The sequence below is a fragment of the Mesorhizobium sp. B2-4-14 genome (assembly GCF_006442155.1).
In the GTDB taxonomy this organism is placed as follows: domain Bacteria; phylum Pseudomonadota; class Alphaproteobacteria; order Rhizobiales; family Rhizobiaceae; genus Mesorhizobium.
The window spans coordinates 1-26991 of the sequence record NZ_VFVA01000032.1 but is presented as its reverse complement, the minus strand read 5'-3'; the positions used below and the strand labels follow the sequence as shown (position 1 = coordinate 26991).

The window sequence follows — 26991 nt, the reverse complement described above, 5'->3', positions numbered from 1 at the left end:
GGCACGACAGCGCAGCCGCGCGGACGGTTACGTCCGCCGCCTTGTCGTTCCATGACAATGTTGTCCGACGGCAGGTTGCGCCCTGCCGCCATTGATGTTTGCGGCCAGAGGCCGCGTGAAAGAAGATTATTTTGACCAACGAAAACACTTTGCCCGGCAATGACACCGCGGAACTCTCCGGTTTTGCGGCGCTGGGAATCACGGGTGCGCTGCTCAAGGCCACCCATGCCGCCGGCTTCGCCGATCCGAAGCCGATCCAGGTGCAGGCCATCCCGCCGCAGCTGGAAGGCCGCGACATTTTCGGCATCGCCCAGACCGGCTCCGGCAAGACCGCGGCCTTCGCGCTGCCGATCCTGTCGAAGATCATAGGGCTCGGCACCAAGCGCCGCGCCAAGACGACGCGTGCGCTCATCCTGGCGCCGACCCGCGAACTCGCCGTGCAGATCGAGGAGACCATCAAGATCCTCGCCAAGGGCGCGCATGTCTCGACAGCGCTCGTGCTGGGCGGCGTCTCGCGCTTCAGCCAGGTGAAGAAGGTCGCTCCCGGCGTCGACATCCTGATTGCCACGCCCGGCCGGCTGACCGATCTGGTGCGCGAAGGCGACCTTATCCTTTCCGACACCAAATGGCTGGTGCTGGACGAGGGCGACCGCATGCTCGACATGGGCTTCATCAACGACGTCAAGCGCATCGCCAAGGCGACCGCGCCTGATCGCCAGACGGCGCTGTTTTCGGCCACCATGCCGGACGAAATCGCGGAACTCGCCAAGGGCCTTTTGAAGCACCCGGTCCGTATCGAGGTCTCGCCGCAAAGCACTGCGGCCACCGAGATCGTGCAGGGCGTCGTTTTTGCCCGCACCAAGCAGAAGCGTCAGGTTCTGTCGACGATGCTCGCCGACGAAGCGATGAAGTCCGTCATCATCTTTTCGCGCACCAAGCATGGTGCCGACCGGGTGACCAAGGATCTCGAGCGCGATGGCTTCAAGGCCGCCGTCATTCACGGCAACAAATCGCAGAATGCCCGTCAGAAGGCGCTCAACGATTTTCGTGATGGATCGGTGCGCATTCTGGTCGCGACCGATATCGCCGCGCGCGGCATCGACGTGCCCGGCATCAGTCATGTCGTGAATTTCGACCTGCCGGACGAGGCTGAAAGCTATGTCCACCGCATCGGCCGCACCGGCCGCAACGGCAAGGACGGCATCGCGATCACGCTTTGCGATCCTTCGGAAAACAGTAAGCTGCGTCAGGTCGAGCGCATCATCCGCACCAAGCTGCCTGTTGTTGGCGACCATCTGGGCAGCCCCGATCCGGTTCGCAATCCGGCGGAAAAGAACGAGCGCCGCGAGCCGGCCAATGACCGTGCCGATCACAATGGCCGTCGCGACGGCAGACGGCCCGGCGGCGAGAAGAAGCAGAACAACGGCTTCGGCAAGAAGCGTTTCGGCGACAAGCCGGTCTTTGCCGGCGAACGCAAGCCGGAAGGCGCCAAGCCCTTCAAGGGCAACAACAAGCGCCGCTTTGGCGGCAGGCGGCCCGCCGCGCGGGCTGCTTGATCATCATCCGCGTCGAGCCAGATCAATTGGCCTGGCTCGACTGCTGGTGATCAAAGGCCGGCTGAGGCATTGCCTCGGCCGGTCTTTTCATATCCGGGGGCCCCCCATTGGCGCCGCTATTTGGCGACAGCTTCGACCCAGACCGCGATCCGTTGCACGAGGAAAGCCGTGGTCGACGGCGACAGCGCGTCTCCGGCAAGGACATGGTTGTCGGGATCGCCCGTACTTTCCATGGGGACCAGCTCATGCGCGCCGCCCCAACGCGCCGCAATCTCGCGCGTGCGGTCGGGCCGCACCACTTTGTCCATATCCGAGAAGATGAACAGGGCAGGAATGGTCGTCTTTTCCACCGGCGCGCCATAGGCAAGTTCCGTCAGCGCTTGCATCGGCATCGTCGCGGCGATCGGATAGCTGGTGGTCCAGAATTTTTCGTGGAGCGCGTTGTGCGGCACAAAGCTGCGTTCCTTGCCGGCAACGAGTTCGGCGATCTGTTTGCCCCATGGCATGGTCAGGATCTCGGCGCCGGATGCCTTCACGCCGAAATTGGGCGAGATGAACGCTATGGCCGCCACCCCCTCCGATGCGCCGGGCTGCGTTGCCGCCCATGCCGCCAGCGAGCCGCCGGTCGAGGTTGAGATGACGATCACCTTGTCGCCGATCGCCCGGCCGATGGCGAGTGCCTCCTCATAATCGTTGATCCAGGCATTGACGCTTCCCTGCGTCATGGCCGCGCCGCCCTCGCCGTGCCCGGTAAGACGGGTATAGAAGAGGTTGGCGTCGAGTTGCTCGGCGACCTCGTCGGGCAGGGGGCGGACCTCGCCCTTTGAAGCCGAGAAGCCGTGGATATAGACGATCGACAGCGGCGTCTTGGCATGCACCATCGGGTTGGCCCAGATGATCTCCTTCTCCAGCCCATCGCGGATGCCGGGCACGCCGGCTTCCGCCTTGGCCACATAGGCCTGCGGATCGTCACCGATCACGGAAGGATTGAAGTGGACCGTGGTATCGACGGGAACTCGGGGACCAAATACCAAGATCAGTGCAAGGACGGCGATCAGGCCCAGCACAGCAAGCACGATCCGTCGCCCCATCCCAGACTCCACGTAACAACAACAAACCTATGGTGGTGGCCGTGAACAGGCAACGGTCGTTCAGGCCGCCAAACCACCAATCCTGTAGGCATTCTATTCGGCGGGCCGTTTGCGCTCGTAATGCAGCGGCCGGGCCTTCCAGCTGGTCGTGAGGCTGATCACCCATCGGGACCATGGCCTCGGCAGCAGGGCGAGAAATTTCAGCGGCCAGCTCGTGCGATACGGAAAGGTGACTTCAAAGCCGCCGGATTTGATGCCCCGCACCATGCGGCGCGTCGCACGGCTGACTGGCATCAGCCCCGGCATCGGCAGCATGTTCTTTTCGGTCAGCGGTGTGTCGACGAAACCGGGGTTTATTACCTGGACGCGGATGTTCATCTTGTCGAAATCGTACTTCAGGGACTCGGCCAGGATGTTGATCGCCGCCTTGGTGCCGCCATAGGCGGCCGTGGTCGGCCAGCCGAAATAGGCGGTGACCGAGCCGACCAGAACGACATGGCCGCGCGCCCGCACGCGCATATGTTCCACGAGCGGCACCAACCCGTTGATGATGCCGAAATAGTTGACCTCGAAGGAATGACGAAAATCGCTGACGACGAGAGCCTCTCCAGGCGTGGAGATGTAGTTTCCCGCATTGAAGACGGCGAGCACGATCGGGCCGAGCTCCTTCTCGATCGCGGCGACCGTTCTTGCCATGCGCGGCTCGTCTGTGACATCGCAGGGAAAGGCCGTGACGCTGCCCGGCATCTGCGCCGTCTCGACGATGAGCGTGTCGATCGGATCGTCGTCGAGCGCTGTCACCGCCACCGCATAGCCCTGGGAGGCCAGATCCCTGGCCAGCGAGCGCCCAATGCCGCTGCTGCCGCCGGTGACCCAGGCGACGCCGTGTTTCGGATCGGCCCGATAGAGTGTCATGCTGCGCCCCGCCGAGTTGTTGGTGCTTTGCTCTAGCGGCGAAGAAATCGAATGAAAAGAGTGCTTTTCGGCCGTGAGCGCAAATGAACTGTGCGACATCGGCCCAGTCTCGAGAATGCCGATGCGTCGCAGCGCCGGAAATGCGACTGGACCAGACAATTCTTGCCTTGAAACCGAAGCGCCGGGTTTCTAGGGTTTCGGCGCACGCACACAAGGAATCCTGAATGCCCCGTTCTGTGATCGACGCGATCGGCAACACGCCTCTGATCCGCCTCAACAAAGCTTCCGAAGAAACCGGCTGCGAGATCCTGGGCAAGGCCGAGTTCATGAATCCTGGACAGTCGGTCAAGGATCGCGCCGGCCTGTTCATCATCCGCGACGCTGAGCAGCGTGGCCTGCTGCAGCCGGGTGGCGTCATCGTCGAGGGGACGGCCGGCAACACGGGCATCGGCTTGACGCTTGTCGCCAAGGCGCTTGGTTACCGCACCGTCATCGTCATTCCGGACACGCAGAGCCAAGAAAAGAAGGACACGATCAGGGTGCTCGGCGCCGAGCTGATCGAAGTGCCGGCCGTGCCTTACAAGAACCCCAACAATTACGTGAAACTGTCGGGACGGCTGGCCGAGCAGATGGCGAGAACCGAGCCGAATGGCGCTATCTGGGCCAACCAGTTCGACAATGTCGCCAACCGCGATGGCCACATCCGTTCCACTGCGGAAGAAATCTGGGCCCAGACCGGCGGGAAGGTCGATGGTTTCGTCTCCGCGGTGGGTTCCGGCGGAACGCTGGCCGGCGTCGCCATGGGGCTGAAGGCCAAGAGGAAGGACGTGAAGATCGCGCTCGCCGACCCATTGGGGGCCGCGCTCTACAGTTTCTACACCAGCGGCGAGTTGAAGTCCGAGGGCAGTTCGATCACCGAAGGCATCGGGCAGGGACGCATCACCGCCAATCTCGAAGGGTTCACGCCGGACTTTTCCTTCCAGATCAGGGACGAGGATGCGCTGCCGGTCGTCTTCGACCTGATCCAGGAAGAAGGTTTGTGCGTCGGCGGCTCGACCGGCATCAATATCGCCGGCGCGATCCGGCTGGCCAGGGAATTAGGCCCCGGCCACACCATCGTGACCATTCTTTGCGACTACGGCACGCGCTACCAGTCAAAATTGTTCAACCCGCAGTTCCTGCGCGAGAAGAACCTTCCGGTGCCGGGCTGGATGGAGTTGCAGAGCAAGATTTCGGTGCCTTTCGAGAAGGTCGCGTGATGGCGCACAAGACACAGGCGCTGTTTCGTGACGACGCCTATCTCAGCACGGCGGACGCGACGGTCGTTGATGTCAACGACCGTGGCGGCATCATTCTCGACCGGACGATCTTCTACGCCACGTCGGGCGGCCAGCCGGGAGACACCGGCTATCTCGAACGCGCCGATGGCAGCCGGATCGCCGTCGCGGCCACCATCACAGGTGAGACCAAGGACGAGATCATTCTTGTGCCGGCGCCCGAGCAGGCGGCCTTGGCCGTCGGCGAGAAGGTGAAACTCGCCATCGACTGGGAACGTCGGCACCTGTTGATGCGCATGCACGCGGCTTGCCATCTGCTCACAGTCGTGTGCCCGTTCCCGATCACGGGCGCGGCGGTTTCCGAGGACGACAGCCGTGTCGATTTCGACATTCCGGACGCGAGCTTCACCAGGGAAGAGGTGACGGCGGGCCTGATGGATCTGGTGCGGGCTGATCATCCGATTTTCACCAGGCTGATCAGCGACGAGGAACTTGCCGCGAACCCTGGCCTGGTGAAATCCAAGAACGTCCGGCCGCCGGTCGGTACCGGCAAGATCCGCCTGGTCTGCATCGGTGAGAACGCCTCGGTGGACAGCCAGCCCTGCGGTGGCACGCATGTGAAAAGCACTGGGGAAATAGGCGAAATCCATATCGGCAAGATCGAAAAGAAGGGCCGCGAAAACAGGCGCTTCCGCATCCGCTTCGGCCCGATGCCGGCGGCTTGACACGCAACGCTTTGTTTTACCCGGGATAGGGAGAACGAGAATGGCCGAAGACAGTCCTTTCACCGTCGATGCGGACTGGTTGCAGGGGCGCCTGGGCGAGCCTGGTGTGACCATTGTAGACGCGTCCTGGTACCTGCCGGCCCAAAAGCGCGACGCGCGCGCCGAATATGATGCAGCCCACATTCCCGGTGCCCGATTCCTGGATCAGGATGCGGTTTCGGATCCCGACGCCGCTTTACCGCATACGCTGCCGTCGCCTCAGCATTTTGCGCAATATGTCGGTGCGATGGGCGTCTCGGCCGACGACACGATTGTCGTCTATGACGGTCCGGGATTCTTCTCGGCACCGCGGGCGTGGTGGATGTTTCGCATTATGGGCGTTTTCCAGACCTACATTCTGGACGGCGGCTTCGACGGCTGGAAGGCAACTGGCCGGCCAATAACGGCTGAACCGACGAAGATCGCGCCAAGCATCTTCCATGCCGATTTCGACGCCGGTCGCGTCGCCGGTCTGGCCGACATGCGCCGGATCGTCGAGACCGGGACAAGCCAGATCGCCGATGCCCGGGGACCGGGCCGCTTCACAGGCGCCGAGCCCGAGCCTCGCGCCGGCGTCCGCTCCGGCCATATGCCTGGCGCGCGCAATGTGCCGTATTCCGCGCTATCGGAGAACGGCTTTCTGCTTTCGAAGAATCGTTTGCGCAAGGTGATCGAGGACGCCGGCATTGACCTGTCGAAGCCCGTGGTCACATCTTGTGGCTCCGGGGTCACCGCGGCCGTGGTCACTCTGGCACTGGAGACGCTTGGCCACACCGACAACAGGCTTTATGACGGCTCGTGGACCGAGTGGGGCGGGCTTTCGAACACGCCTGTCGTGACCGGCCCCGCGACGACCGGCAAGGAATGAGCACGATGGAAAACGGCGCGTTGCAAGACATTGAAGTCACGGTGACTTTTCTCGAAATGCATGCGCCTCCTGCCGTCTCGCCACCGATGCCCTACAACCGCCAGGTCGCGTTGCTGAAGACGAGAGACATTCCCTTGCATTTTTACCGCTACCTAATGGACCGGGTGGGGCGCAAATGGCACTGGGTGAATGTTCTGCGGCTGGATGACGACGAGCTTTCGGCCGGCATCCACCGCGAGGACCGCGACATCAGGGTGCTCTACCTCGACGGCTCGCCGGCAGGCTTCTTCGATCTCAAGCCGCATTTGCCGGAGGAAGTGGAACTCGCCTATTTCGGCATGATGGAACATGCGACCGGGCAAGGCATCGGCCGCTGGTTCCTGGGCTCGGCGATCGCCGCGGCATGGTCGTATGGGCCGAAACGGGTGACGGTGCAGACCTGCACGCTTGACCATCCGGCGGCTCTGCCGCTCTACCAGAAGCTCGGCTTCACGCCCGTCGCGCAGAAGAAAGAGGTGGTGCATCCGCTGCCTTTTGCCGAGCGTTCGGCCAGCGTCATGCGGCCGTGACACCAGCCGGAATCTGAACCACCCGTTCATCGGCGCTTCAGGCAGCCTTTTCGGCCGCGTCAAGCGCCGGCCGGATCTGCGCCGCATGGCGCGCTCGATCGACATTCAGTCGATCAATTTCGCCTTCGGCTCGGCGGCCATTTCCATTTCGCAATACGACAAGATCGAGAACATCGCCGACGCGCTTCAGCGCATCCTGCGTCGCAATCCAGGTGCGCACGTGCTGATCGAAGGCCACACCGATGTGTATCGGGTATGTCTTGGAAACCGGTGGCTACGGAGAAGAGTTCCTGCTCGTCGCAGGGTAACGTTGCGGCGCTTTGACGATTTCATCCGCTGATTTCCGAGTGAATCAACGCGGTAATTAGCCGGCTTATTCGGCTCCGCGCCCCCAACCTATTCCAAGAGTGGCTGATCGCCGAAATGAGATCAGCCCCTCGATCCTTGGCATGAATCGGGTGGGAACCATCGGTCCAAAGCCATAATTTCCGGGTAACAGCACCGGAGATTTTCATCATGACCATCCAGTTCAAAGCTCTGCCGACAGAGGATGTCAGGCTCCTCCAACGCGGCGGACCCGATGCCTATGGCCGCACGCCCGAGCGGAAGACCTCCGACGGCGATGGCATGCCTTGCCGGCACTGTCTCAGGAACATCGCGGCCGGCGATGCCTACCTTATCCTTGCCTATCGGCCATTCCCGGAGCTGCAGCCCTACGCCGAAACCGGGCCGGTCTTCTTGCATGCGCAAGAGTGCGAGCGCGCCGCCGAGACGGAGGCGCTCCCCGCGATTCTCGAAGGCCCGGACTACATCGTGCGCGGCTATGGCAGGGATGATCGTATCGTCTACGGCAGCGGCGGTGTCATCCCGACCGGGGCTATCGCTGCTCGAGCCGAGACGCTTTTCGAGCGTGACGACATTGCCTATGTGCATGTCCGCTCGGCGCGCAACAATTGCTACCAGTGCCGGATTGAGCGGGCCTGAAGCAAAAAACGCGAGCAGGAAACACTGTCTTACTCCCGTCGCATAGATGCGATAGAAAGCGGTTGTCGATCGATTGGCCGACCGCGGATGAACCGGCGGTGATCTCGACATCGAGGAAGCGGGGCTTTGGCTCCGCTTTTTTGTTGTCCGCGCTTCGCGCAAATCCTCCCGCGCAACAAAAAAAGCCCGCCGGCAAGGCCGACGGGCTTAGACTATTTGCCTGGAGGGCTTAGTTGAACTTGTACTTGGCGCCGATGCGCACGGTCTGGAACGAAGCCTTGTCGGTCAGCGTACCATCCGGTGCCCCAAATTCAGATGAGAGATCCTTCTTGGCGAATTGCGAATAGCGATATTCCAGACCGACAGTCATGTTGCTGGAGACTGCCGTTTCGAGGCCGCCACCCACCGTGAAACCACTCTTGTTCCAATCGATGATGTCGCCGATCGGATCCGAACCGTGCAAGTCGAAATGTTGATAGCTGTAGCCGCCGATCACATAGGCCAGGGTCGATTCGTTGACCTTGGCGCCGACACGGCCTAACGCGTCGAAGCCATAGTCGGAATCGAGTTCGACGGAAGCGCCCAAAAAGTCGAGTTTCGATCGAATTCCGGAATAGCGGCCATCGATCTGCACGCCGGCAACCCAGGTGCCGAAATCGTAGTCGTAGCCGGCGTTCAACTCGCCAAACACGCCTTCGCTGCCAATGCCATTGGCATCGAGAGCGCCGCCACCAAAGTCGATGCCCAGCTTGTGAACCGCCGTTCCGGCGCCAAGCGCGCCGCCAACGTAGAAGCCGGTCCAGTTGTAGACCGGAGCAGCGAATGAAGCCCCGCCGCCGTTCTGCGCGCCGAAGCGATAGTTGGCGGCGATGTGGAAGGTGTGTGTGGACGGTTCCCCGTTCAACGAAGCGCCACCAAAATCGATCAGCGACTTGTCGCCAAAGTTCGCGTAACGATATTCGGTCTTCAGGGTCCAGTTGCCGCGCAGCACGGTTTCCATGCCGACACCCAGCACATAGCCGCTGCGGTTTTCAGTGAAGTTCAACCCTTCAGCACCGCCCGAACCATCAAGCTTGAAATGCTGCCAGCTGTAACCGCCGAGCACGTAACCGAGCGTGCTGGGGTTGAGAACATAACCGGCTCGCAGACCGACATCGAAACCGTAAGAATCGGTCAGGTCGATGTCGGCGCCTGGGACGCTGATCGCTGGGCCGATATTCCCGAAATTGGCATCGATAAAGCCGCCCAGCAGGAAGCGCTCGGACACCATGTAGTCGTAGCCGGCAGTCAGTTCGCCGAATACGCCATTGCCGCCGACGCCGTTCAAGTCGAAGCCCGGCACGCTGAACTTGTGCACGCTGGCGCCGAAACCGCCACCTATGCCGACATAAGCTCCGCTCCAGTTAAAAACGCTCGCTTCCACCGGCTGCACGACATCTGCCGCATGGGCCGCCGACATCAAGGCCACAGCAGAAACAGCGCCGAGGAGAATAGATTTCGCAGAAACGCGAATAAACATAGCCCGCACCCCTAATAATAAACCCAGCATGTCTCTATCAGAGAGTCGGCCAGCTTAGGTATGACAAAAATGCAACAATAGCGTGCAAAGCACCTTACGGCATGCACGGATGCCGTCAGCCGGCAGACGCGGTTGATTGCCCCGCATCACAAAGAAAAACCCGCCGGCATAGGACCGGCGGGGGACACTGGAAAATCTTGAGGGAAATCAGGCGGCCAGAACGGCTTTCGGCTCGACGAGTTCGTAGCCAAGCGCTTCGGCGACCGCGCGGTTGGTAATCTTGCCCTTGTGGACATTGAGACCGTTGCGCAGGTGATGGTCGTCAATAAGAGCCTTCAGGCCCTTGTCGGCGAGTTGCAGGCCATAATGCAGCGTTGCGTTGTTCAGCGCGTGAGCCGAGGTGACCGGTACCGCGCCAGGCATGTTGGCGACGCAATAGTGGATGACGCCGTCGACCTCGTAGGTGGGTTCTGCATGGGTAGTCGCGTGCGAGGTCTCGAAGCAGCCGCCCTGGTCGATGGCCACGTCGACCAGCACCGAGCCTTTTTTCATACCAGACAGCATTTCGCGGGTGACGAGCTTGGGTGCAGCGGCGCCCGGGATCAGCACGGCGCCGACGACGATGTCGGCCGAGAAGCATTCTTCCTCCAGCGCCTCGACGGTCGAGTAACGTGTGTGGACACGGCCCGCGAAGAGGTCGTCGAGCTGGCGCAGCCGCGGGATCGAGCGGTCGATGATGGTTACGTCAGCGCCAAGGCCGGCGGCCATGCGGGCCGCGTGCAGGCCGACGACGCCGCCGCCGAGCACAGTCACCTTGCCGGGCAGCACGCCAGGGACGCCGCCGAGCAGCACGCCGCGGCCGCCATTGGCCTTTTGCAGCGCCGTGGCTCCGGCCTGGATCGACAGGCGGCCGGCGACTTCCGACATCGGCGCGAGCAGCGGCAGGCCGCCACGGTCGTCGGTCACGGTTTCATAGGCGATCGCTGTGACACCCGAAGCGAGCAGGCCCTTGGTCTGCTCCGGGTCCGGAGCCAGGTGAAGATAGGTGTACAGGATCTGGCCGTCGCGCAGTTGAACCCATTCATTGGGCTGCGGCTCCTTGACCTTGACGATCATGTCCGACTTGGCGAACACGTCGGCGGCTGTCTTGGCGATGGTGGCGCCGGCGGCGCGATAGGCGTTGTCATCGGCACCGATGCCGGCGCCGGCTCCGGCCTCGACCAGCACTTCGTGTCCATGGGCGACATATTCGCGGACCGAGCCAGGCGTGAGGCCGACACGGTATTCGTGATTCTTGATTTCCTTTGGGCAACCGACACGCATTTTTCTTCTCCCTGATCCGGCCCTTCCGGGCTCACTCCCTGAATGAACGGAGTGAACCATGAATCGGCCTGCAAGTGTTTGCGAATGCGCTTGCGCGGACAGTCGCGTTTCGATAATCGTTGCGCCGAATGGGATGATTTTCGTAGGAATCACGAAAAATGCCGCTCAACAGGATTGATATCGCCATTCTGGAGACATTGCAGAAGGATGGGCGGATGCCGAACGCGGCGCTTGCCGAAAAGGTCGGCTTGTCCCAGTCGGCCTGCTCGCGCCGGCTCGACAATCTGGAGAAGTCGGGAACCATCCGCGGTTATCACGCCCGCCTTTCCAACGCAGCCCTTGGCCATCAGATGACGGCGATCGTCCACATATCCCTGTCCGGACAGTTCGAGAAGACGCTGTCGGATTTCGAGGCGGCGATCAAGCGTTGCCCCAACGTGCTGTCGTGCCACCTGATGTCGGGCGAATACGACTACATCCTTCGCATCGCGGCAAAAGATCTGGTCGATTATGAGCGCATCCACAAGGAGTGGCTGTCGGCGATGCCGCATGTGACAAAGATCAATTCGTCCTTTGCCTTGCGCGAAATCGTCGACCGGACGGCGATGGGGCTGAAGCCGGAAATGGCTTAAGCCTCCGTCACGATCCGATCCATCGGAATGTCGTGCGGCTGCGGATAGATGGTCGCGATGCGCTGCAGGTTGTAGCCGACGCCAATGACCAATGGCTTGAACGTCATTGCGGCCAGCGTCCGGTCGAAGAAACCGCCGCCATAACCCAGGCGATAATTGGTGGGATCGATACCGACGATCGGCGAGATGACGATGTCGGGCAGCACCGGATCACCCTCGGCAGGGATCGGGATGTTCCAGACCCCCTTTTCCAATCGGTCGCCCGGTTTGTAGGCGCGAAACATCAATGGCCGCCCCTTTTCGACTACGATAGGCAGTGCGGTACGGCCACCTCGTTCGTTTATGGCGGCCATCCAAGGCCGCAGATCCGGCTCGCCGCGAAACGGCCAGTAAAGGCTGACCATGCGGCCCGCTATGTCGCCAATGATCGCGTCAAGACCATCCGCAATGCGTTGCGACATTGCTGTTCGCGCGTCGGCCGAAACCGCGAGCCGGGCGGCGATCAGCCGTTCGCGTTCAGCTTTGCGCCATCGCCTTACGTCGGTCCAGTCGCTCAGAGGCGCCCGGAACTCGGGATCGAGTTCGTGCATAAAGCAGGGCGGCGAGGAATACTGCGCCGGACCTTGGTCGTCACGATCATTGGCCATGCCTCACCTCATCGCGTGTTCGATGACGCTATACCTCGCGACACGATACAACATGTGCATTCACGACACGGAACGGCGAGTCTCAGGCACTGTCCTTCTGTTGCTGCATTGCACAAAAACACCTACATCCAAAGCAGGCAATCTTGGCCCATCGGGGTGAATCGAGATGAACGAAGCCAGACATCAAGTTGTGGTAGTTGGCGCGGGTTTCGGCGGCCTCGAATTTACCCGCGCGCTTGCCGGCGCACCGGTTCGCATCACCATGATCGACAAGCGCAACCATCATCTGTTCCAGCCGCTGCTCTACCAGGTGGCGACGACGGCACTGGCGACCTCCGAGGTTGCCTGGCCGGTCCGCCACCTTCTGCGCAAACGCAAGGATGTCACCACGCTGCTCGCCAATGTCGTCGGCGTCGACCGGGCCGGCAAGCGCGTGCTGCTCGATGACGGCAGTGCCGTCGCCTACGACACACTGGTGCTGGCCACCGGCGCGCGCCACGCCTATTTCGGCCATGACGAATGGGAGCCTTTCGCGCCCGGCCTGAAGACGTTGGAGGACGCCACCACCGTTCGGCGCCGCATCCTGCTGGCCTTCGAACAGGCGGAGCGGGAGACTGATCCCGCCAAACGCCAGGCGCTGCTGACCATTGCCATTGTCGGTGGCGGCCCGACCGGTGTGGAACTCGCCGGCACCATCGCCGAGCTGGCGCATGACACGTTGCGCGGTGAGTTCCGCAACATCGATACGCGCGAAACGCGCGTCGTGCTGATCGAAGCTGGCGACCGGATCCTGGCCAATTTCGCGCCAAAACTTTCCGAATACGCCAGAAAGGCGCTCGAGCGGCTCGGCGTCACACTTGAACTCGGACAGGCCGTTACGTGCTGTGACGCGGAAGGTGTCGTCTTCGGCGACACGCATCTGCCGGCCCGAACGATCCTTTGGGCAGCCGGCGTTGCCGCTTCGCCCGCCGCCGAATGGCTGGGAGCGAAAGCGGACCGAGCGGGCAGGGTGCTCGTCGAGCCCGACCTCAGCGTGCCCGGCAGCCCGGAGATTTTTGTTATCGGCGACGCCGCCCTTGTCTTGCGGCCCGACGGACGGCCAGTACCCGGTGTGGCACCTTCCGCCAAGCAGGAGGGTCGACATGTCGCGGCCACTATCAAGGCCAGGCTGGATGGTGATGCCACCACGCGACCCTTCCACTACAAGCATGCGGGCGACCTGGCGACGATCGGCAAGCGCGCCGCCGCGATCGATTTCGGCTGGATTAAGCTTACGGGCTGGCCGGCCTGGTGGCTGTGGGGCATCGCACACATCTATTTCCTGATCGGGTTCCGTAACCGGCTCGCGGTTTCGTTAAGCTGGCTATGGATCTACGTCACAGGCCAGCGTAGCGCCCGGCTGATCACGCAGGGCGACGACGACAAGACCTGAGTTTCGTCACCGTCCCATTCATGCGCGCGTCATCTGTTGCTGATGGGATGCGGATGCACGCAGCTTCACGAGTGGACTTGAGCCGATTTCGGCGCGAAGTTCGCTTGGGGCAGGGCGTGTCACGTCGTCTAACAAGGAGAGAACATGTCACAACTGCCCCATTCCGTTTCCCGCCGTGGTTTCCTTGCGGGGGCCGCCGCCACAGGGGCGTTGATCGTGCTTCATCCCTTCTCCGCCCGGGCGCAAGCCAATCAGGCGCACCTTCGGATCATGGAAACCACCGATATCCATGTGAACGTACTGCCCTATGATTACTACGCCGACAAAGCCAACGACACGATGGGCCTGTCCCGCACGGCGTCGCTCATCGACGCGGTGCGCAAGGAGGCCGTGAATTCGATGCTGATCGACAATGGCGACCTTCTGCAGGGCAATCCGATGGGCGATTACATCGCCTATGAAAAAGGCCTGAAGGACGGCGATCTGCATCCGATCATGAAAGGCATGAACCTGCTGGGTTACGAGTGCTCGACGCTCGGCAACCACGAATTCAACTACGGCCTGTCCTTCCTGGACAAGGTGCTGGCCGGCGCCAATTTCCCGTTCGTATGCGCGAATCTGATCCGGGGCACCAAGCTTGCCGCCAACCCGCGCGACGACAAGCTCTACCTCAAGCCCTACATAATCCTCGACAAGAAAATCAAGGATGGGTCGGGCGCCGAGCAGCCGATCAGGATCGGCATCATCGGTTTCGTGCCGCCGCAGATCATGGTCTGGGATCTCAAGAACCTCGAAGGCAACGTCAAGACCCGCGACATCGTCGAGTCGGCCAGGGCCTGGGTGCCGCAGATGAAGGAAGAGGGTGCCGACATCGTCATCGCGCTCTCGCATTCCGGCATCGACGTGAAGCAGGGCGACATGATGGAGAACGCTTCGTTCTTTGTTGCCGGCGTCGATGGCATCGATGCGGTGTTCACGGGTCACCAGCATCTGGTGTTTCCCGGCAAGAAGGATTTCCAGTCGATCGAGGGCGTCGACACGCAAAAGGGTACGCTGCAGGGCAAGCCCGCCGTGATGGGCGGTTTCTGGGGCTCGCATATGGGGCTTATCGATCTGATGCTGGAGCGCGACGGATCGAAATGGAAGGTCGTTTCCGCAACATCGGAGGCGCGGCCGATCTTCGAGCGCGTCGACAACAAGAACAAGCCGACCGTCGCCGACGACAAGCGCATCATCGCGGCACTTGAACAGGACCATCAGGCGACGCTCGCCTATGTGCGCCGCCCAGTCGGCAAGACCTCCGCGCCGCTCTATTCCTATTTCGCGCTGGTAGCCGACGATCCATCGGTGCAGGTCGTCAGCCAGGCGCAGACCTGGTACCTCAAGGATATCCTCAAGAGCACGCAATGGAAGGATCTGCCGCTGCTGTCTGCCGCCGCTCCCTTCAAGGCTGGCGGACGCAGCGGCGCCGACTACTATACTGACGTCCCGGCGGGCGACATCGCGATCAAGAACGTCGCCGACCTCTACCTCTATCCGAATACGGTACGGGCAGTCGAAATCACTGGGGCGCAAGTGAAGGAATGGCTGGAAATGTCGGCCGGCATCTTTAACAGAATAGAAGTTGGCAAGGCCGACCAGGCGCTGATCAACACTGAATTTCCGTCCTATAATTTTGACGTCATCGACGGCGTTTCATACAAAATCGATCTGTCCCAGCCGCCGAAATATGACGCCAAGGGTGGGGTGGCGAATGCCGGCTCCAATCGCATCGTCGAACTGAAATTCGATGGAAAACCGATTGATCCGGCGGCGAAATTCGTCGTCGCAACCAACAATTACCGGGCCGGCGGCGGCGGCAATTTCCCCGACATCAATGCCTCGAAGATCATCTACGAGGCACCGGACACCAACCGCGACGTCATCGTTCGCTACATCGTAAGCCAGGGCACGATCAACCCGTCGGCGGACGGCAACTGGTCGTTCGCGCCGCTGCCAGGAACCAGCGTCATGTTCGAGACAGGCATCAAGGCAAAGGACTTCATTGCCGATCTGAAGTCGCTGAAGATCGAACCGGCGGGCGAGGGTGAAGCCGGTTTTGCTAGATATCGCATCCTGCTCTGATCCAGCGGCCGGACCTGTCTTTGCCCGCGTCCCCCGCGCGGGAGCCGCTTGTGCGATGGCATCATCGCATCTCCCGGTAGCTCCCGTTGGGACTGCCGGGGTATGGCATTCTGTTTGAAGGCTGATCGCGGCCTGCCGCTGGCAATGCAAAGCCGCGTCTGTGACGGGAGTGTTGTGAGTGCGTCCTGTGGGGTAACTGCTGGTACACTGACACGGACACTATAAATAGGACCCGCATCGCGGCAGGGATGCGGGCCTGTTCCCTGGCCGCACGGCGTCTGCAGGCCCTGGCGACGAGTGCGGACTTACGCCTTGTAGACTACCTGGCGCACATCGATGTAGCTGGCGCGAAAACCGGCTTCGCAATAATGCAGATAGAACTCCCAGAGTTTCTTGAAGCGGTCGTCGAAGCCGAGCGGCACGATCTTCTCCCATGACGCCCGGAAGCGATGCCGCCATTCGGCCAACGTGCGCGCATAGTCGTCGGGAAACACGCGTTCGCGCAGATGCGCAAGGCCATGGTCCTTGCCGAGCGCCTTCAGGATCGACGGCGTCGGCAACATGCCGCCTGGAAATACGTAGCGCTGGATGAAATCCGGCCTGGCACGGTAGGTGTCGTAGGCGGCTTCGTTGATGGTGATGATCTGCAGGCCCGCAGTGCCGCCTGGTTTCAGGCAGGCCTTCATCTTGGAGAAGAACACGGGCCAATATTTCTCACCGACCGCCTCGAACATCTCGATCGATGTAATGCGGTCGTAAGTGCCTGTTTCGTCGCGGTAATCCTGCAGTTTGATATCGACCTTGTCGGCAAGCCCGGCCTTGGCGATACGCGCCTTGGCGAAGTCGTGTTGCTCCCGGCTGATCGTCAGCCCGGTAACGCGGCAGCCGATTTCGCGTGCGGCGAATTCGGCAAAGCCGCCCCAACCGCAGCCGATCTCCAGCACATGATCCTTCCCACCTATACCCGAATCCCTGGCCAGCGCCCGATATTTGGCAGCCTGGGCGCTTTCGAGGTCATTGGCGCCGTTCGCATAAAGTGCGGAGGAATAGGTCATGCTCGGGTCGAGCCATTCCCCGTAGAAGGCGTTGCCGAGATCGTAATGCGCGGAGATGTTGCGTTTCGACCCCGAACGCGTGTTTTCGTTGAACCAGTGGCGGATGCGCTGAACCGTGTTGATCAGCCAGTTGGCTCCGCCGGCAACCTTCTCGCCGACGACCGAGTTGACCACGAACAATTCGAGGAAACTGGTTACGTCGGGGCTCTCCCAATCACCGTCCATATAGGATTCGGCAACGCCTATCGTACCACCGGAAAAGGCGCGGCCCGGCAGGCGCCAGTTCTTGAGTACAAGTTCGGCGTGGGGGCCTGGCGCCTTGCCGCCGACCAGAACGGCGCGGCCGTCCGGCATCCTGACCTTCAGCGAACCGCGCGGCAGGTTCATCGCCGCCGACAGCACCATGCGTGCCTTGGCCGGGAGGCCCTTGACGATCTCGGCGAAATTAAACTCGTCGAGCTTGACCGCTTCGTCCGACCCCATGCCAGGATGCTTCTTGTGAGCCATGTCCCCACCCTTTCGCGGCGCCTGTTGACGATCGCCGGCTCCGTCTCTCGCAGTTCATTCGCCAGGTTCGAATGCCGTGCCTGATCCTGGCAGCTCATCGGATCGGTCACATGCGGGTCCAAACAAAAGCGCATGCCCTTTTTTGACCAGAGCTTCAGCGCTTCCAGCGAATTCCCGCGACAATCTTCCATGCCATGAAGGGGAACTTCAAGAGGCAGGCCGCGAGCTGGGCTGTGCCACGTGGCGTCTGGCATCTGTTCGCCGTGCATCGACTTGTTGTTGCCAGGCCGCAGACACCGTCAGGGCGTGCTGAACGGCTCCTATCCGCAGCCTGTTTGGAGTGCAGGATTGGCGCCGGCGGCGATTGGATAGATCAAAAAAGTCTATGTCCGCCGCAGTGCCTTTGCGATAGCTTTAGCCATGCGTTACGTAATCGTCATTGCGGCAATCGCGTTTTTCCTGATCTGGGACGGTCTCTACAATCAAGGCCGGTATCTCGACATCACGGTCAGGGAGATTTCCCATGTGACGCGCTACGTCACCGGCAAGGCCTAGTATTCCCTCCAAGGATAGCAGCCAGGTGCTTCACCCGAGGTGTCCGTCGCCGTGAGATGATGTTCTCGGCCTGTCCGGGGCGCGTCGCAAGGACGCGTGGCGCCACGAACGGTTGACGCGAAGAGACCGCCGTCACAAAAGACCCCGGCATTCAGATCGAGGAGGCGGGATTGATCCGGCATATCGTTTTCTTCAGCGCGAGGCGCAAGGAAGATGTGGAGGCAGTGCGTACCGGGCTGTTGGCCCTCGGCAATATTCCGCACTCCAGTCTCTTCGAGGTCACTTTGAACACCAAGGTCGATCCGTTGTCGGATGAAGTCGACGTCGTCGTCTATGCCGAGTTCGCCGACGACGCAGCGCTCGCCGCCTACAAGGCGCATCCGCTTTATGCGCAGACCACCAGCAAGGTGAAACCATTGCGCGAACTGCGCTATTCCGCGGATGTCGTAGCCGGCGGCTGATCGAGCGTATGCCTCGACAGATGCCGTTTGCGGCGCTCATGGGGCATCCTGGACGTCAATCCCCAGGGGCGGCAGAGGAGAGGCTACGTCTGGCGCCGCCATGGCGGGGATTGCAATCACGTCTTGAACCGTTTTGCGGAATGATGCACATCGCGCCTGCATGACCCGAACAACAGCAGCCGGCATTCATCCGCTCGATCATCTGGTGCTGCCGACGCAGAGCCTCGATGTGGCCCGAGCCCGGCTCAGTTCACTTGGCTTCGTCGTCGCTCCGAACGGCATTCATCCCTTTGGCACGGAAAACTGTTGCGTTTTCCTGGCCGACGGCACCTATCTGGAGCCGCTGGCGATTGGCAGTGAACTGGCAGCAATTGATGCGGTTGCCGCGGGCAATGTCTTCGTCGCGCGCGACCGCCTCTATCGCGACAGCCGCGGCGATGAGGGATTTTCTGCTGTGGTTCTGGGTACCGACAGTGCCGATGCCGATCATGCGCGCTATGTCGAGGCCGGACTGTCGGCGGGGGACACGCTGAGCTTTTCACGCGCTTTTACCGACACGGCGGGCCGAAGCGATACCGCATCGTTCAAGCTTGCCTTTGCCGCGGCCCAAGGCCAAACGGACGCCTTTCTTTTTGCCTGCCAGCGGATCAATGCGCCTGATGTGGACCGCAGCGCTTTGCAGGCCCACGCCAATGGTGCCATTGGCATTGTGGAAGTGGTGGCGATCAGCGACCAACCGGCCGAACAGAATCGGCTGATTTCCGTGGCGGTGGGGAGTCCCGCCGCCAGTGAGCAGGGCCGTACGTATCACTTGCCGAATGCAATCCTGAGCGTAGTCGATCCCGCGTCCTTCATCGCGCGCTTTGGTGTTTCGGCCGGTTCACCCACCAAGCTTCGCTTTGCCGCGGTCGTCTTTGCTGTCCGCAGCGCGGGTGCCATGTCGAGGCTGCTTGCAGCCGGTGCCATCCAGCACGATATAGCAGGCACTGACATTGTCGTGCAGCCGGCGTCCGGGCAGGGCGCCGCTTTCGTTTTCCGGGAGATCCAATGAGCAACCCCCTGGCGCCCAATTCGTCGGTAACCGTCGGCAATGTCGTGTTCGACAACAAGGCAGCCCTGGCGCTGATCGCCGGCCCGTGCCAGTTCGAATCGCGCCAGCATGCCTTCGACATGGCCGGCGCGCTGAAGGAGCTGACCGGCAGGCTCGGCATCGGCCTCGTCTACAAGACCAGCTACGACAAGGCCAACCGCACGTCGCTGTCGGCGACGCGCGGCGCCGGTATCGACGCCGCACTTCCCGTCTTCGACGAGCTGCGCAAGGAATTTTCGCTTCCGGTGCTGACCGATGTCCACACCGAGGAGCAGTGCGCGATCGTCGCGCCGCATGTCGATGTGCTGCAGATACCGGCTTTCCTGTCGCGTCAGACCGACATGCTGGTCGCCGCCGCCAGGACGGGCAAGGTGATCAATGTGAAGAAGGGGCAGTTCCTTGCTCCCTGGGACATGAAGAACGTGGTCGGCAAGATCACCGGTTCCGGCAACCCCAATGTCTTGACCACTGAACGCGGCGCGTCCTTTGGCTATAACACGCTGGTGTCGGACATGCGCGCTTTGCCGATCATGGCCGAGATCGGCGCTCCGGTGATCTTCGACGCCACGCATTCGGTCCAGCAGCCGGGCGGGCAGGGCGGATCGTCTGGCGGAGAGCGCCGCTTCGTCGAGACGCTGGCCCGCGCGGCCGTCGCCGTCGGCGTTGCCGGTGTCTTCATCGAGACCCACCAGGATCCCGACAATTCGACCTCTTCCGATGGGCCGAACATGGTGCCGCTCAAGGACATGCCGGCGCTTCTGGAAAGGCTGATCGCATTCGACCGGGTGGCGAAGGGCCGCTGAGCCGGCGCTTCCTGGCGGTGCTTGTGGTTGAAAGGGGCCGGTTGTACGCTTGGCCGGCAAATGAGCGTCCTGGCAGGAGGAAAGCCATGTCCGTCGCCCGTGTCACCGAAATCACCTCATCGTCGAAGAAGAGTTTTCAAGACGCCATCGAGAAGGGAATCGCCCGCGCCTCGAAAACCCTGAAGAACGTCGAGGGCGCCTGGATTCAGGATCAAAAGATCGTCGTCGCGGGCGGCAACATTTCGGCCTATCGCGTCAACATGAAGGTGACTTTCATCCTGGCGGAGTGACCGGGCCGCAGCCGAAAAAAGTCGGGAACTTTCGCTCTCGCCCCTCATTGTCAAGCAGAAATCAACGACAACGAGGAGCATGATAATGACGACCCAGACAGGCCATACCGAAGCCATCGCGGCTTCACGAGTCATCGGCACATCGGTTTACAATACCGAGGGCAAGAGCATCGGCAGCATCGAGGACATCATGCTCGACAAGACGTCGAATGGCATCATGTTCGCGGTGATCGGGTTCGGCGGCTTTCTCGGCATTAGCGAGAAGTATCACGCGATCCCCTGGGCGAGTCTCGACTACGACGAGGACATGGGCGGCTATGTGGTGCCCTTCTCCAAGGAGCAGCTGAAGGCGGCGCCTGCCTATTCGATCAACGAACTCGCCGGCGCTGATGGGGAACGTGCACGCGACGCATCCTATGAGTATTACAAGGTCGCGCCCTATTGGCATTGATCGCACAAATAGGGAAGGGCTCCGTTTCGACGGAGCCCTTCCTTGTTTCAACGCAACGCCTATTCGCTAATGTGCAAGGCCGGCAAAGCACCGGCCTTCGGCTGTGACGGCTGATTGTCGCACGACGTCAGGAATGCAGCCGCGATCAGAAACAGACTGACAATACCGCTCAACTCAGACATGGCGAAACTCCTCCTGTTTCGCCCCGCGCGACAACAGCCATAGCCCGGAATGCGCGTCTGACGGCATGACTTATGATGACAGAGATTTGCGCTTCGTGAATCGGACGGGCGGCACTATTTGGCCATGGCCCGATTGCCTTTTGCGTCGCTTTGGCTAAGACGGGCGCGACCTTTCGTCAGATCAATCGGGGACATCGCAATGACCGCCATCATCGATATTGTCGGGCGTGAAATCCTGGACAGCCGTGGAAACCCGACCGTCGAGGTCGATGTCGTGCTCGAAGACGGTTCGATGGGCCGTGCGGCGGTGCCGTCGGGCGCCTCGACCGGGGCGCATGAAGCCGTCGAGCTTCGCGATGGCGGCGCCCGTTATCTCGGCAAGGGCGTGCTCAAGGCCGTGGAGGCGGTCAATGGCGAGCTGTTCGAGGCGATCGGCGGCATGGAAGCCGAAAACCAGATCCATATCGACCAGACCATGATCGAGCTCGACGGCACGCCCAACAAGAGCCGGCTCGGCGCCAACGCGATCCTCGGTGTTTCACTGGCGGTTGCCAAGGCCGCGGCCGATGCGGCAGGCCTGCCGCTCTACCGCTATGTCGGCGGCACCAAGGCGCACATCCTGCCGGTGCCGATGATGAACATCATCAATGGCGGCGCGCATGCCGACAATCCGATCGACTTCCAGGAGTTCATGATCCTGCCGGTCGGCGCGCCGACTTTGCGCGAAGGCGTGCGCTGGGGTTCGGAAGTCTTCCACACGCTGAGGAAGAAGCTGAAGGATGCCGGCCACAACACCAATGTCGGCGACGAGGGCGGCTTTGCCCCGAACCTGAAGAGTGCGCCGGTAGCGCTCGATTTCATCATGGAGTCGATCGAGAAGGCCGGCTTCAAGCCGGGCGAGGAGATCTCGCTCGGCCTCGATTGCGCAGCGACCGAGTTCTTCAAGGACGGCAACTACGTCTATGAGGGTGAGAAGAAGACGCGTGATCCAAAGGCGCAAGCCAAGTACCTTGCCAAGCTCGCCGCCGATTATCCGATCATCTCCATCGAGGATGGCCTGGCCGAGGACGACTGGGAAGGCTGGAAATACCTGACCGACCTGATCGGCAACAAGACGCAGCTGGTCGGCGACGACCTGTTCGTGACCAACACGGCGCGCCTGCGCGACGGCATCCGCATGGGGGTCGCCAATTCGATCCTGGTCAAGGTCAACCAGATCGGCTCGTTGACCGAAACGCTCGACGCCGTCGAAACCGCGCACAAGGCCGGCTACACCGCCGTCATGTCGCACCGCTCCGGCGAGACCGAGGATTCGACGATCGCCGATCTCGCCGTCGCCACCAATTGCGGACAGATCAAGACGGGTTCGCTGTCGCGCTCCGACCGCATGGCCAAGTACAACCAGCTTATCCGTATCGAGGAAGAGCTCGGCAAGCAGGCGCGTTATGCCGGCAAGTCGGTCATTAAGGGCTGAGCCGCGGCAAGCGAGTTCGAACAGCGGATGTAAAGGGCGGGGTCATTCCCGCCCTTTTTCATTTCAGTGTCGCTGGCTGGGCATCCGTAACCGTCCGTTAAGCACAATCGGGCGAAAAAGATCGCGAGCCGCTTGAGTTCGCGGCCGCGAGGGAACGGGCGATGTGGACGCGTCAGCACAAGCAGAGAAATACCGGCCGGCTCATCATCCCCTCGCTTTGTGTGGTGTTCCTGGCCTATTTCGGCTTTCATGCCTACCATGGTGAATTCGGCATCAACTCGAAATATCAGCTCGAAGCGCAAACAGTTGCGCTGCAAGCCCAGCTCGACGCCATCAAGGCGCGCCGGATGGAACTCGAACGGCGCGTTCGGCTCATGCATGACGGCACCCTGGAGAAGGACATGCTTGACGAGCAGGCGCGCAAGGCGCTCAATCTGTCCCAGGCTGATGAAATCACCATCATGTTGCCGGCTTCGGCGAAGTAACTGAATTTCAGTTAATCGCCGATATTTTCAATGATTTTAGCCGCTTAGCTGCATGCCAGCCATGCAATTTCGACATGGCGGAACGCCTTCTCACGTGTTAGCCTTGCGTAAATCGGTGGGGAGAGCTGATCTTCCCGGGGGCGGATTTCATCCTGCCCTGATGTCCGCAAAGAGACGCCAACAGGGAGTGATGCATGGCCACCGCCGCCAAAAAAGCGCCTGCCAAATCGAAATCCGACGGTAAATCGGGGCTTTCAGCGCCCAAGCCGGTTGAATTCACCAAGGACGAAGAGCTTGCCGCTTACCGGCACATGCTGCTCATCCGCCGCTTCGAGGAAAAGGCCGGCCAGCTCTACGGCATGGGCTTCATCGGCGGCTTCTGTCATCTCTATATCGGTCAGGAAGCTGTCGTCACCGGCATGAAGATGGCGCTGATCGAGGGCGATCAGATGATCACCGCCTATCGCGATCACGGCCATATGCTGGCTATGGAGCTGTCGCCGCGTGGCGTCATGGCCGAGCTGACTGGGCGCCGCGGTGGCTTGTCGAAAGGCAAGGGCGGCTCCATGCACATGTTCTCCAAGGACAAGCATTTCTATGGCGGCCACGGCATTGTCGGCGCGCAGGTTTCGCTCGGCACCGGTCTCGCTTTCGCGAACCGCTACCGCGACAACAAGAACGTGTCGTTGACCTATTTCGGCGACGGCGCCGCCAACCAGGGCCAGGTCTATGAGAGTTTCAACATGGCCTCGCTGTGGAAGCTGCCGGTGATCTACATCATCGAGAACAACCGCTACGCCATGGGCACCTCGGTTTCGCGCTCTTCAGCCGAGACGGATTTTTCGCATCGCGGCGCTTCCTTCAAGATTCCTGGCATCCAGGTCGACGGCATGGATGTGCGCGCCGTCAAGGCCGCCGGCGATCTCGCCGCCGAATGGTGCCGTGCCGGCAACGGTCCGCTGATCCTCGAAATGCAGACCTATCGCTATCGCGGCCACTCCATGTCCGACCCGGCGAAGTATCGCTCGAAGGAAGAAGTGCAGAAGATGCGCTCCGAGCATGACCCGATCGAGCAGGTCAAGGCGCGGCTGATCGAGAAGAAGTGGGCGACCGAGGACGAGTTGAAGACCATCGACAAGGAGGTTCGCGATATCGTCGCCGATGCCGCCGAATTTGCCCAGAACGATGCGGAGCCGGATCCGTCCGAGCTCTGGACCGATATCGTATTGTAAGGGGGCCAGGACATGCCGATCGAAATTCTCATGCCCGCTCTCTCGCCGACCATGGAAGAGGGCAATCTTTCCAAGTGGTTGAAGAACGAGGGCGACAAGGTCGTCGCCGGCGACGTCATCGCCGAGATCGAGACCGACAAGGCGACGATGGAAGTCGAAGCCGTCGACGAAGGCACGCTTGCCAAGATCGTGGTTCCCGCCGGCACCGAAGGCGTCAAGGTCAACGCCGTGATCGCCGTGCTTGCGGTTGATGGCGAAGACGTCGACAAGGCCGGCGAAGGCATCGGTGAAGAGGAAAAGCCAGCCAGGGCTGAAGCAGCCGCGCCCGCGCCGGTTGCCGCCAAGAGTGAGGCCGCGGCCCCTGTCGCCGCGGCGCCCAGGGCTGAAATCGCCGCCGATCCGGATATTCCGGCCGGCACCGAGATGGTCTCGACCACGGTGCGCGAAGCGCTGCGGGACGCCATGGCCGAGGAAATGCGCCGCGACGGCGACGTCTTCGTCATGGGCGAGGAAGTCGCCGAATACCAGGGCGCCTACAAGATCACGCAAGGGTTGCTGCAGGAATTCGGACCCCGGCGCGTCGTCGACACGCCGATAACCGAGCATGGCTTTGCCGGCGTTGGCGTCGGAGCGGCGATGGCCGGGCTGAAGCCGATCGTCGAGTTCATGACCTTCAACTTCGCCATGCAGGCGATCGACCAGATCATCAACTCGGCTGCCAAGACCCTCTATATGTCCGGCGGCCAGATGGGGGCGCCGATCGTATTCCGCGGGCCGAACGGTGCCGCGGCCCGCGTTGCCGCCCAGCATTCGCAGTGCTACGCCGCCTGGTACAGCCACGTTCCCGGCCTGAAAGTGGTGATGCCTTACACCGCCGCCGACGCCAAGGGTCTGCTGAAGGCCGCGATCCGTGACCCCAACCCGGTCATCTTCCTCGAGAACGAAATCCTCTACGGCCAGTCCTTCGACGTGCCGAAGCTGGATGATTTCGTGCTGCCGATCGGCAAGGCGCGCATCCACAAAACGGGCAAGGACGTTACCATCGTCTCGTTCGGCATCGGCATGACCTACGCGGTCAAGGCCGAAGCGGAATTGCGTGGCATGGGCATCGACGCCGAGATCATCGACTTGCGCACCATCCGTCCACTCGATCTCGACACCGTCATCGCCTCGGTCAAGAAGACCAACCGGCTGGTCGTGGTGGAAGAAGGCTTCCCGCAGAACTCCGTCGGCGACCATATCGCCAACCAGGTGTCGCAGCGCGCCTTTGATTTCCTGGACGCGCCCGTGATCACGATTGCCGGCAAGGATGTGCCGATGCCCTATGCGGCGAACCTGGAGAAGCTGGCGTTGCCGAATGTCGGCGAGGTCATCGAGGCCGTCAAAGCCGTTTCATATCGCTGAACCGGGCGGGAGGACAAAATGCCAATCAACATCACCATGCCGGCGCTCTCGCCCACGATGGAAGAGGGCAATCTTTCGAAATGGCTGGTCAAGGAGGGCGACAAGGTTTCGCCCGGCGATGTCATTGCGGAGATCGAGACCGACAAGGCAACGATGGAAGTCGAAGCCGTCGATGAGGGAACGGTTGCAAAGCTCGTCGTCCCCGCCGGCACGGAGGGCGTCAAGGTCAACGCGCTGATCGCTGTGCTCGCCGCCGAGGGCGAAAATGCAAGCGCTGCCGCCAGGACCGGTGGTGGTGCCGCGCCAGTGAAAGCCGAAGCAGCGAAGGCGGATTCTCCCAAGACAGACGCACCAAAGGCCGAGGCCCCGAAGTCTGAACCTGCCGTTACCGCACCAAAGGCGGCTCCGACCGGCAATGGTCATGCGGCCGGCGAGCGCACCTTTGCATCGCCGCTTGCCCGCCGTATCGCCAAGGAGGCTGGCGTCGATGTCTCGGCCGTGACCGGCACCGGCCCGCATGGCCGTGTGGTGAAGGCCGATGTCGACGCCGCGATTGCCGGCGGCGGTGCCAAGGCAGCCCCTGCGGCTAAGGCTCCAGCTGGCGCGCCTGCTGCTGCCTCAGCTGCCCCAGCGCCGAAAGCGATGTCGGACGATCAGGTGCTGAAGCTGTTCGAGGAAGGCTCCTACGATCTCGTCCCGCACGACAATATGCGCAAGACCATCGCGCGGCGGCTGGTGGAGGCCAAGACCACCATCCCGCATTTCTACCTGACGCTCGATTGCGAACTCGACGCGCTGCTGGCGCTGCGCTCGCAGCTCAATGCGGCCGCACCGACAAAGAAGACCGATAAGGGTGAGGCACCCGCCTACAAGCTCTCGGTCAACGACATGGTGATCAAGGCCATGGCCATGGCTCTGAAGGCGGTGCCGGACGCCAATGCCTCGTGGACCGAGAGCGCCATGGTCAAGCACAGGCATGCCGATGTCGGCGTTGCCGTGTCGATCCCGGGCGGGCTGATCACGCCAATCATCCGCAGGGCCGACGAAAAGACGCTGTCCACCATCTCCAACGAGATGAAGGATCTGGCCAGCCGTGCCCGCAGCCGCAAGCTGAAGCCCGAAGAGTATCAGGGCGGCACCACCGCGGTGTCGAACCTCGGCATGTTTGGCATCAAGGACTTCGCCGCAGTGATCAACCCGCCGCATGCGACGATCCTGGCGGTGGGTGCCGGCGAGGAGCGGGCGGTGGTCAGGAATGGCGAGATCAAAATCGCCACGGTGATGTCGGTGACGCTGTCGAC

Annotated in this window: 27 protein-coding genes and 1 pseudogene; 21 read left to right on the top strand and 7 right to left on the bottom strand. The window is 61.6% G+C overall.

What is annotated here, in order from left to right:
* Positions 1–131: 131 nt before the first annotated feature.
* Positions 132–1556, top strand: a complete 1425-nt coding sequence (locus tag FJ938_RS23195; RefSeq protein WP_140697779.1) for a DEAD/DEAH box helicase — start codon at positions 132–134, stop codon at positions 1554–1556.
* 116 nt (positions 1557–1672) lie between these two features.
* Here the strand turns inward: FJ938_RS23195 and FJ938_RS23190 are convergent, their stop codons facing one another.
* Complete coding sequence (locus tag FJ938_RS23190; RefSeq protein WP_140697777.1) at positions 1673–2647, bottom strand: alpha/beta fold hydrolase; 975 nt, start codon at positions 2645–2647, stop codon at positions 1673–1675.
* A 93-nt stretch (positions 2648–2740) separates the two neighbouring features.
* Entirely contained in the window at positions 2741–3562 is an 822-nt protein-coding gene (locus tag FJ938_RS23185) for an SDR family oxidoreductase (protein WP_140697774.1), read from the bottom strand.
* Positions 3563–3786: 224 nt separating this feature from the next.
* Between FJ938_RS23185 and FJ938_RS23180 the strand changes: the two genes are divergently transcribed.
* The 6 genes and pseudogenes from FJ938_RS23180 to FJ938_RS23155 all read left to right on the top strand — a co-directional run bounded on the left by FJ938_RS23180 (position 3787) and on the right by FJ938_RS23155 (position 8024).
* Positions 3787–4821 carry a cysteine synthase A gene (locus FJ938_RS23180; RefSeq protein WP_140697772.1) on the top strand — a complete coding sequence of 345 codons (1035 nt, stop codon included), beginning with the start codon at positions 3787–3789 and terminating at the stop codon, positions 4819–4821.
* On the top strand, positions 4821–5564 hold the full coding sequence (locus tag FJ938_RS23175) for an alanyl-tRNA editing protein (RefSeq protein ID WP_140611589.1): 744 nt from the start codon (positions 4821–4823) through the stop codon (positions 5562–5564). The genes FJ938_RS23180 and FJ938_RS23175 overlap by 1 nt, the downstream gene beginning before the upstream one ends.
* Before the next feature lie 40 nt (positions 5565–5604).
* Positions 5605–6471: a 3-mercaptopyruvate sulfurtransferase gene (gene sseA / locus FJ938_RS23170; protein ID WP_140697769.1), complete on the top strand. Its 867-nt coding sequence runs from the start codon at positions 5605–5607 to the stop codon at positions 6469–6471.
* Between the two features lie 5 nt (positions 6472–6476).
* The gene (locus FJ938_RS23165) at positions 6477–7040 is read left to right on the top strand and encodes a GNAT family N-acetyltransferase (protein ID WP_140697838.1); all 564 of its coding nucleotides are present in this window, start codon (positions 6477–6479) and stop codon (positions 7038–7040) included.
* 61 nt (positions 7041–7101) lie between these two features.
* A pseudogene (locus tag FJ938_RS23160) lies at positions 7102–7380 on the top strand (OmpA family protein); the annotation flags it as partial.
* Between the two features lie 176 nt (positions 7381–7556).
* Positions 7557–8024, top strand: coding sequence for a DUF1203 domain-containing protein (locus FJ938_RS23155; RefSeq protein ID WP_140697766.1), 468 nt, complete (start codon positions 7557–7559; stop codon positions 8022–8024).
* A gap of 229 nt (positions 8025–8253) precedes the next feature.
* On the opposite strand, the gene FJ938_RS23150 is transcribed toward FJ938_RS23155, so the two are convergent.
* Positions 8254–9543, bottom strand: coding sequence for an outer membrane beta-barrel protein (locus FJ938_RS23150; protein ID WP_181169167.1), 1290 nt, complete (start codon positions 9541–9543; stop codon positions 8254–8256).
* 207 nt (positions 9544–9750) lie between these two features.
* On the bottom strand, positions 9751–10866 hold the full coding sequence (ald, locus tag FJ938_RS23145; RefSeq protein WP_115143555.1) for an alanine dehydrogenase: 1116 nt from the start codon (positions 10864–10866) through the stop codon (positions 9751–9753).
* A gap of 158 nt (positions 10867–11024) precedes the next feature.
* On the opposite strand from ald, the gene FJ938_RS23140 reads away from it, so the two are divergent.
* Positions 11025–11498, top strand: a complete 474-nt coding sequence (locus tag FJ938_RS23140) for an Lrp/AsnC family transcriptional regulator (protein WP_140697763.1) — start codon at positions 11025–11027, stop codon at positions 11496–11498.
* On the opposite strand, the gene FJ938_RS23135 is transcribed toward FJ938_RS23140, so the two are convergent.
* A complete protein-coding gene (locus tag FJ938_RS23135) occupies positions 11495–12145 on the bottom strand; it encodes a 5-formyltetrahydrofolate cyclo-ligase (protein ID WP_140697760.1) in 651 nt (216 codons plus the stop codon). The two genes, FJ938_RS23140 and FJ938_RS23135, sit on opposite strands and share 4 nt — an antisense overlap.
* A 166-nt stretch (positions 12146–12311) precedes the next feature.
* Here FJ938_RS23135 and FJ938_RS23130 point away from each other — a divergent pair, with 166 nt between their 5' ends.
* Together FJ938_RS23130 and FJ938_RS23125 are read left to right on the top strand one after the other, a co-directional pair.
* Positions 12312–13577 (top strand): NAD(P)/FAD-dependent oxidoreductase, encoded by a 1266-nt coding sequence (locus FJ938_RS23130; protein WP_140697757.1) that lies wholly within the window; start codon positions 12312–12314, stop codon positions 13575–13577.
* A 144-nt stretch (positions 13578–13721) separates the two neighbouring features.
* A complete protein-coding gene (locus tag FJ938_RS23125) occupies positions 13722–15701 on the top strand; it encodes a bifunctional 2',3'-cyclic-nucleotide 2'-phosphodiesterase/3'-nucleotidase (protein ID WP_140611599.1) in 1980 nt (659 codons plus the stop codon).
* A 305-nt stretch (positions 15702–16006) separates the two neighbouring features.
* Here FJ938_RS23125 and FJ938_RS23120 read toward each other — a convergent pair whose 3' ends face one another.
* The gene (locus FJ938_RS23120; protein ID WP_140611601.1) at positions 16007–17263 is read right to left on the bottom strand and encodes a cyclopropane-fatty-acyl-phospholipid synthase family protein; all 1257 of its coding nucleotides are present in this window, start codon (positions 17261–17263) and stop codon (positions 16007–16009) included.
* Between the two features lie 420 nt (positions 17264–17683).
* Here FJ938_RS23120 and FJ938_RS30330 point away from each other — a divergent pair, with 420 nt between their 5' ends.
* The 6 genes from FJ938_RS30330 (at position 17684) to FJ938_RS23095 (ending at position 20913) form a co-directional block, all read left to right on the top strand.
* Entirely contained in the window at positions 17684–17818 is a 135-nt protein-coding gene (locus FJ938_RS30330) for a hypothetical protein (RefSeq protein WP_264296520.1), read from the top strand.
* Positions 17819–17988: 170 nt separating this feature from the next.
* The gene (locus FJ938_RS23115; RefSeq protein WP_140697754.1) at positions 17989–18279 is read left to right on the top strand and encodes a Dabb family protein; all 291 of its coding nucleotides are present in this window, start codon (positions 17989–17991) and stop codon (positions 18277–18279) included.
* 160 nt (positions 18280–18439) lie between these two features.
* Positions 18440–19330 (top strand): VOC family protein, encoded by an 891-nt coding sequence (locus tag FJ938_RS23110; RefSeq protein ID WP_140697751.1) that lies wholly within the window; start codon positions 18440–18442, stop codon positions 19328–19330.
* A complete protein-coding gene (kdsA, locus tag FJ938_RS23105; RefSeq protein WP_140697748.1) occupies positions 19327–20172 on the top strand; it encodes a 3-deoxy-8-phosphooctulonate synthase in 846 nt (281 codons plus the stop codon). Before FJ938_RS23110 ends, kdsA begins: the two co-directional genes overlap by 4 nt.
* A gap of 86 nt (positions 20173–20258) precedes the next feature.
* Positions 20259–20462 (top strand): dodecin family protein, encoded by a 204-nt coding sequence (locus tag FJ938_RS23100; RefSeq protein WP_140611609.1) that lies wholly within the window; start codon positions 20259–20261, stop codon positions 20460–20462.
* A gap of 85 nt (positions 20463–20547) precedes the next feature.
* Positions 20548–20913, top strand: coding sequence for a PRC-barrel domain-containing protein (locus FJ938_RS23095; protein WP_140697745.1), 366 nt, complete (start codon positions 20548–20550; stop codon positions 20911–20913).
* A gap of 59 nt (positions 20914–20972) precedes the next feature.
* Here FJ938_RS23095 and FJ938_RS30325 read toward each other — a convergent pair whose 3' ends face one another.
* Positions 20973–21095, bottom strand: a complete 123-nt coding sequence (locus FJ938_RS30325; RefSeq protein ID WP_140697743.1) for a hypothetical protein — start codon at positions 21093–21095, stop codon at positions 20973–20975.
* A 199-nt stretch (positions 21096–21294) separates the two neighbouring features.
* On the opposite strand from FJ938_RS30325, the gene eno reads away from it, so the two are divergent.
* From eno to FJ938_RS23065, 5 genes are all read left to right on the top strand, one after another.
* Complete coding sequence (gene eno, locus FJ938_RS23085; protein ID WP_140611615.1) at positions 21295–22569, top strand: phosphopyruvate hydratase; 1275 nt, start codon at positions 21295–21297, stop codon at positions 22567–22569.
* Positions 22570–22730: 161 nt separating this feature from the next.
* Complete coding sequence (locus FJ938_RS23080) at positions 22731–23054, top strand: septum formation initiator family protein (protein WP_140611617.1); 324 nt, start codon at positions 22731–22733, stop codon at positions 23052–23054.
* 194 nt (positions 23055–23248) lie between these two features.
* Complete coding sequence (gene pdhA, locus FJ938_RS23075; RefSeq protein ID WP_140611619.1) at positions 23249–24286, top strand: pyruvate dehydrogenase (acetyl-transferring) E1 component subunit alpha; 1038 nt, start codon at positions 23249–23251, stop codon at positions 24284–24286.
* A 12-nt stretch (positions 24287–24298) separates the two neighbouring features.
* Positions 24299–25690: a pyruvate dehydrogenase complex E1 component subunit beta gene (locus FJ938_RS23070; protein ID WP_140611621.1), complete on the top strand. Its 1392-nt coding sequence runs from the start codon at positions 24299–24301 to the stop codon at positions 25688–25690.
* Positions 25691–25708: 18 nt separating this feature from the next.
* A partial coding sequence (locus FJ938_RS23065; protein WP_140697740.1) for a pyruvate dehydrogenase complex dihydrolipoamide acetyltransferase occupies positions 25709–26991 on the top strand: 1283 nt, incomplete at its 3' end.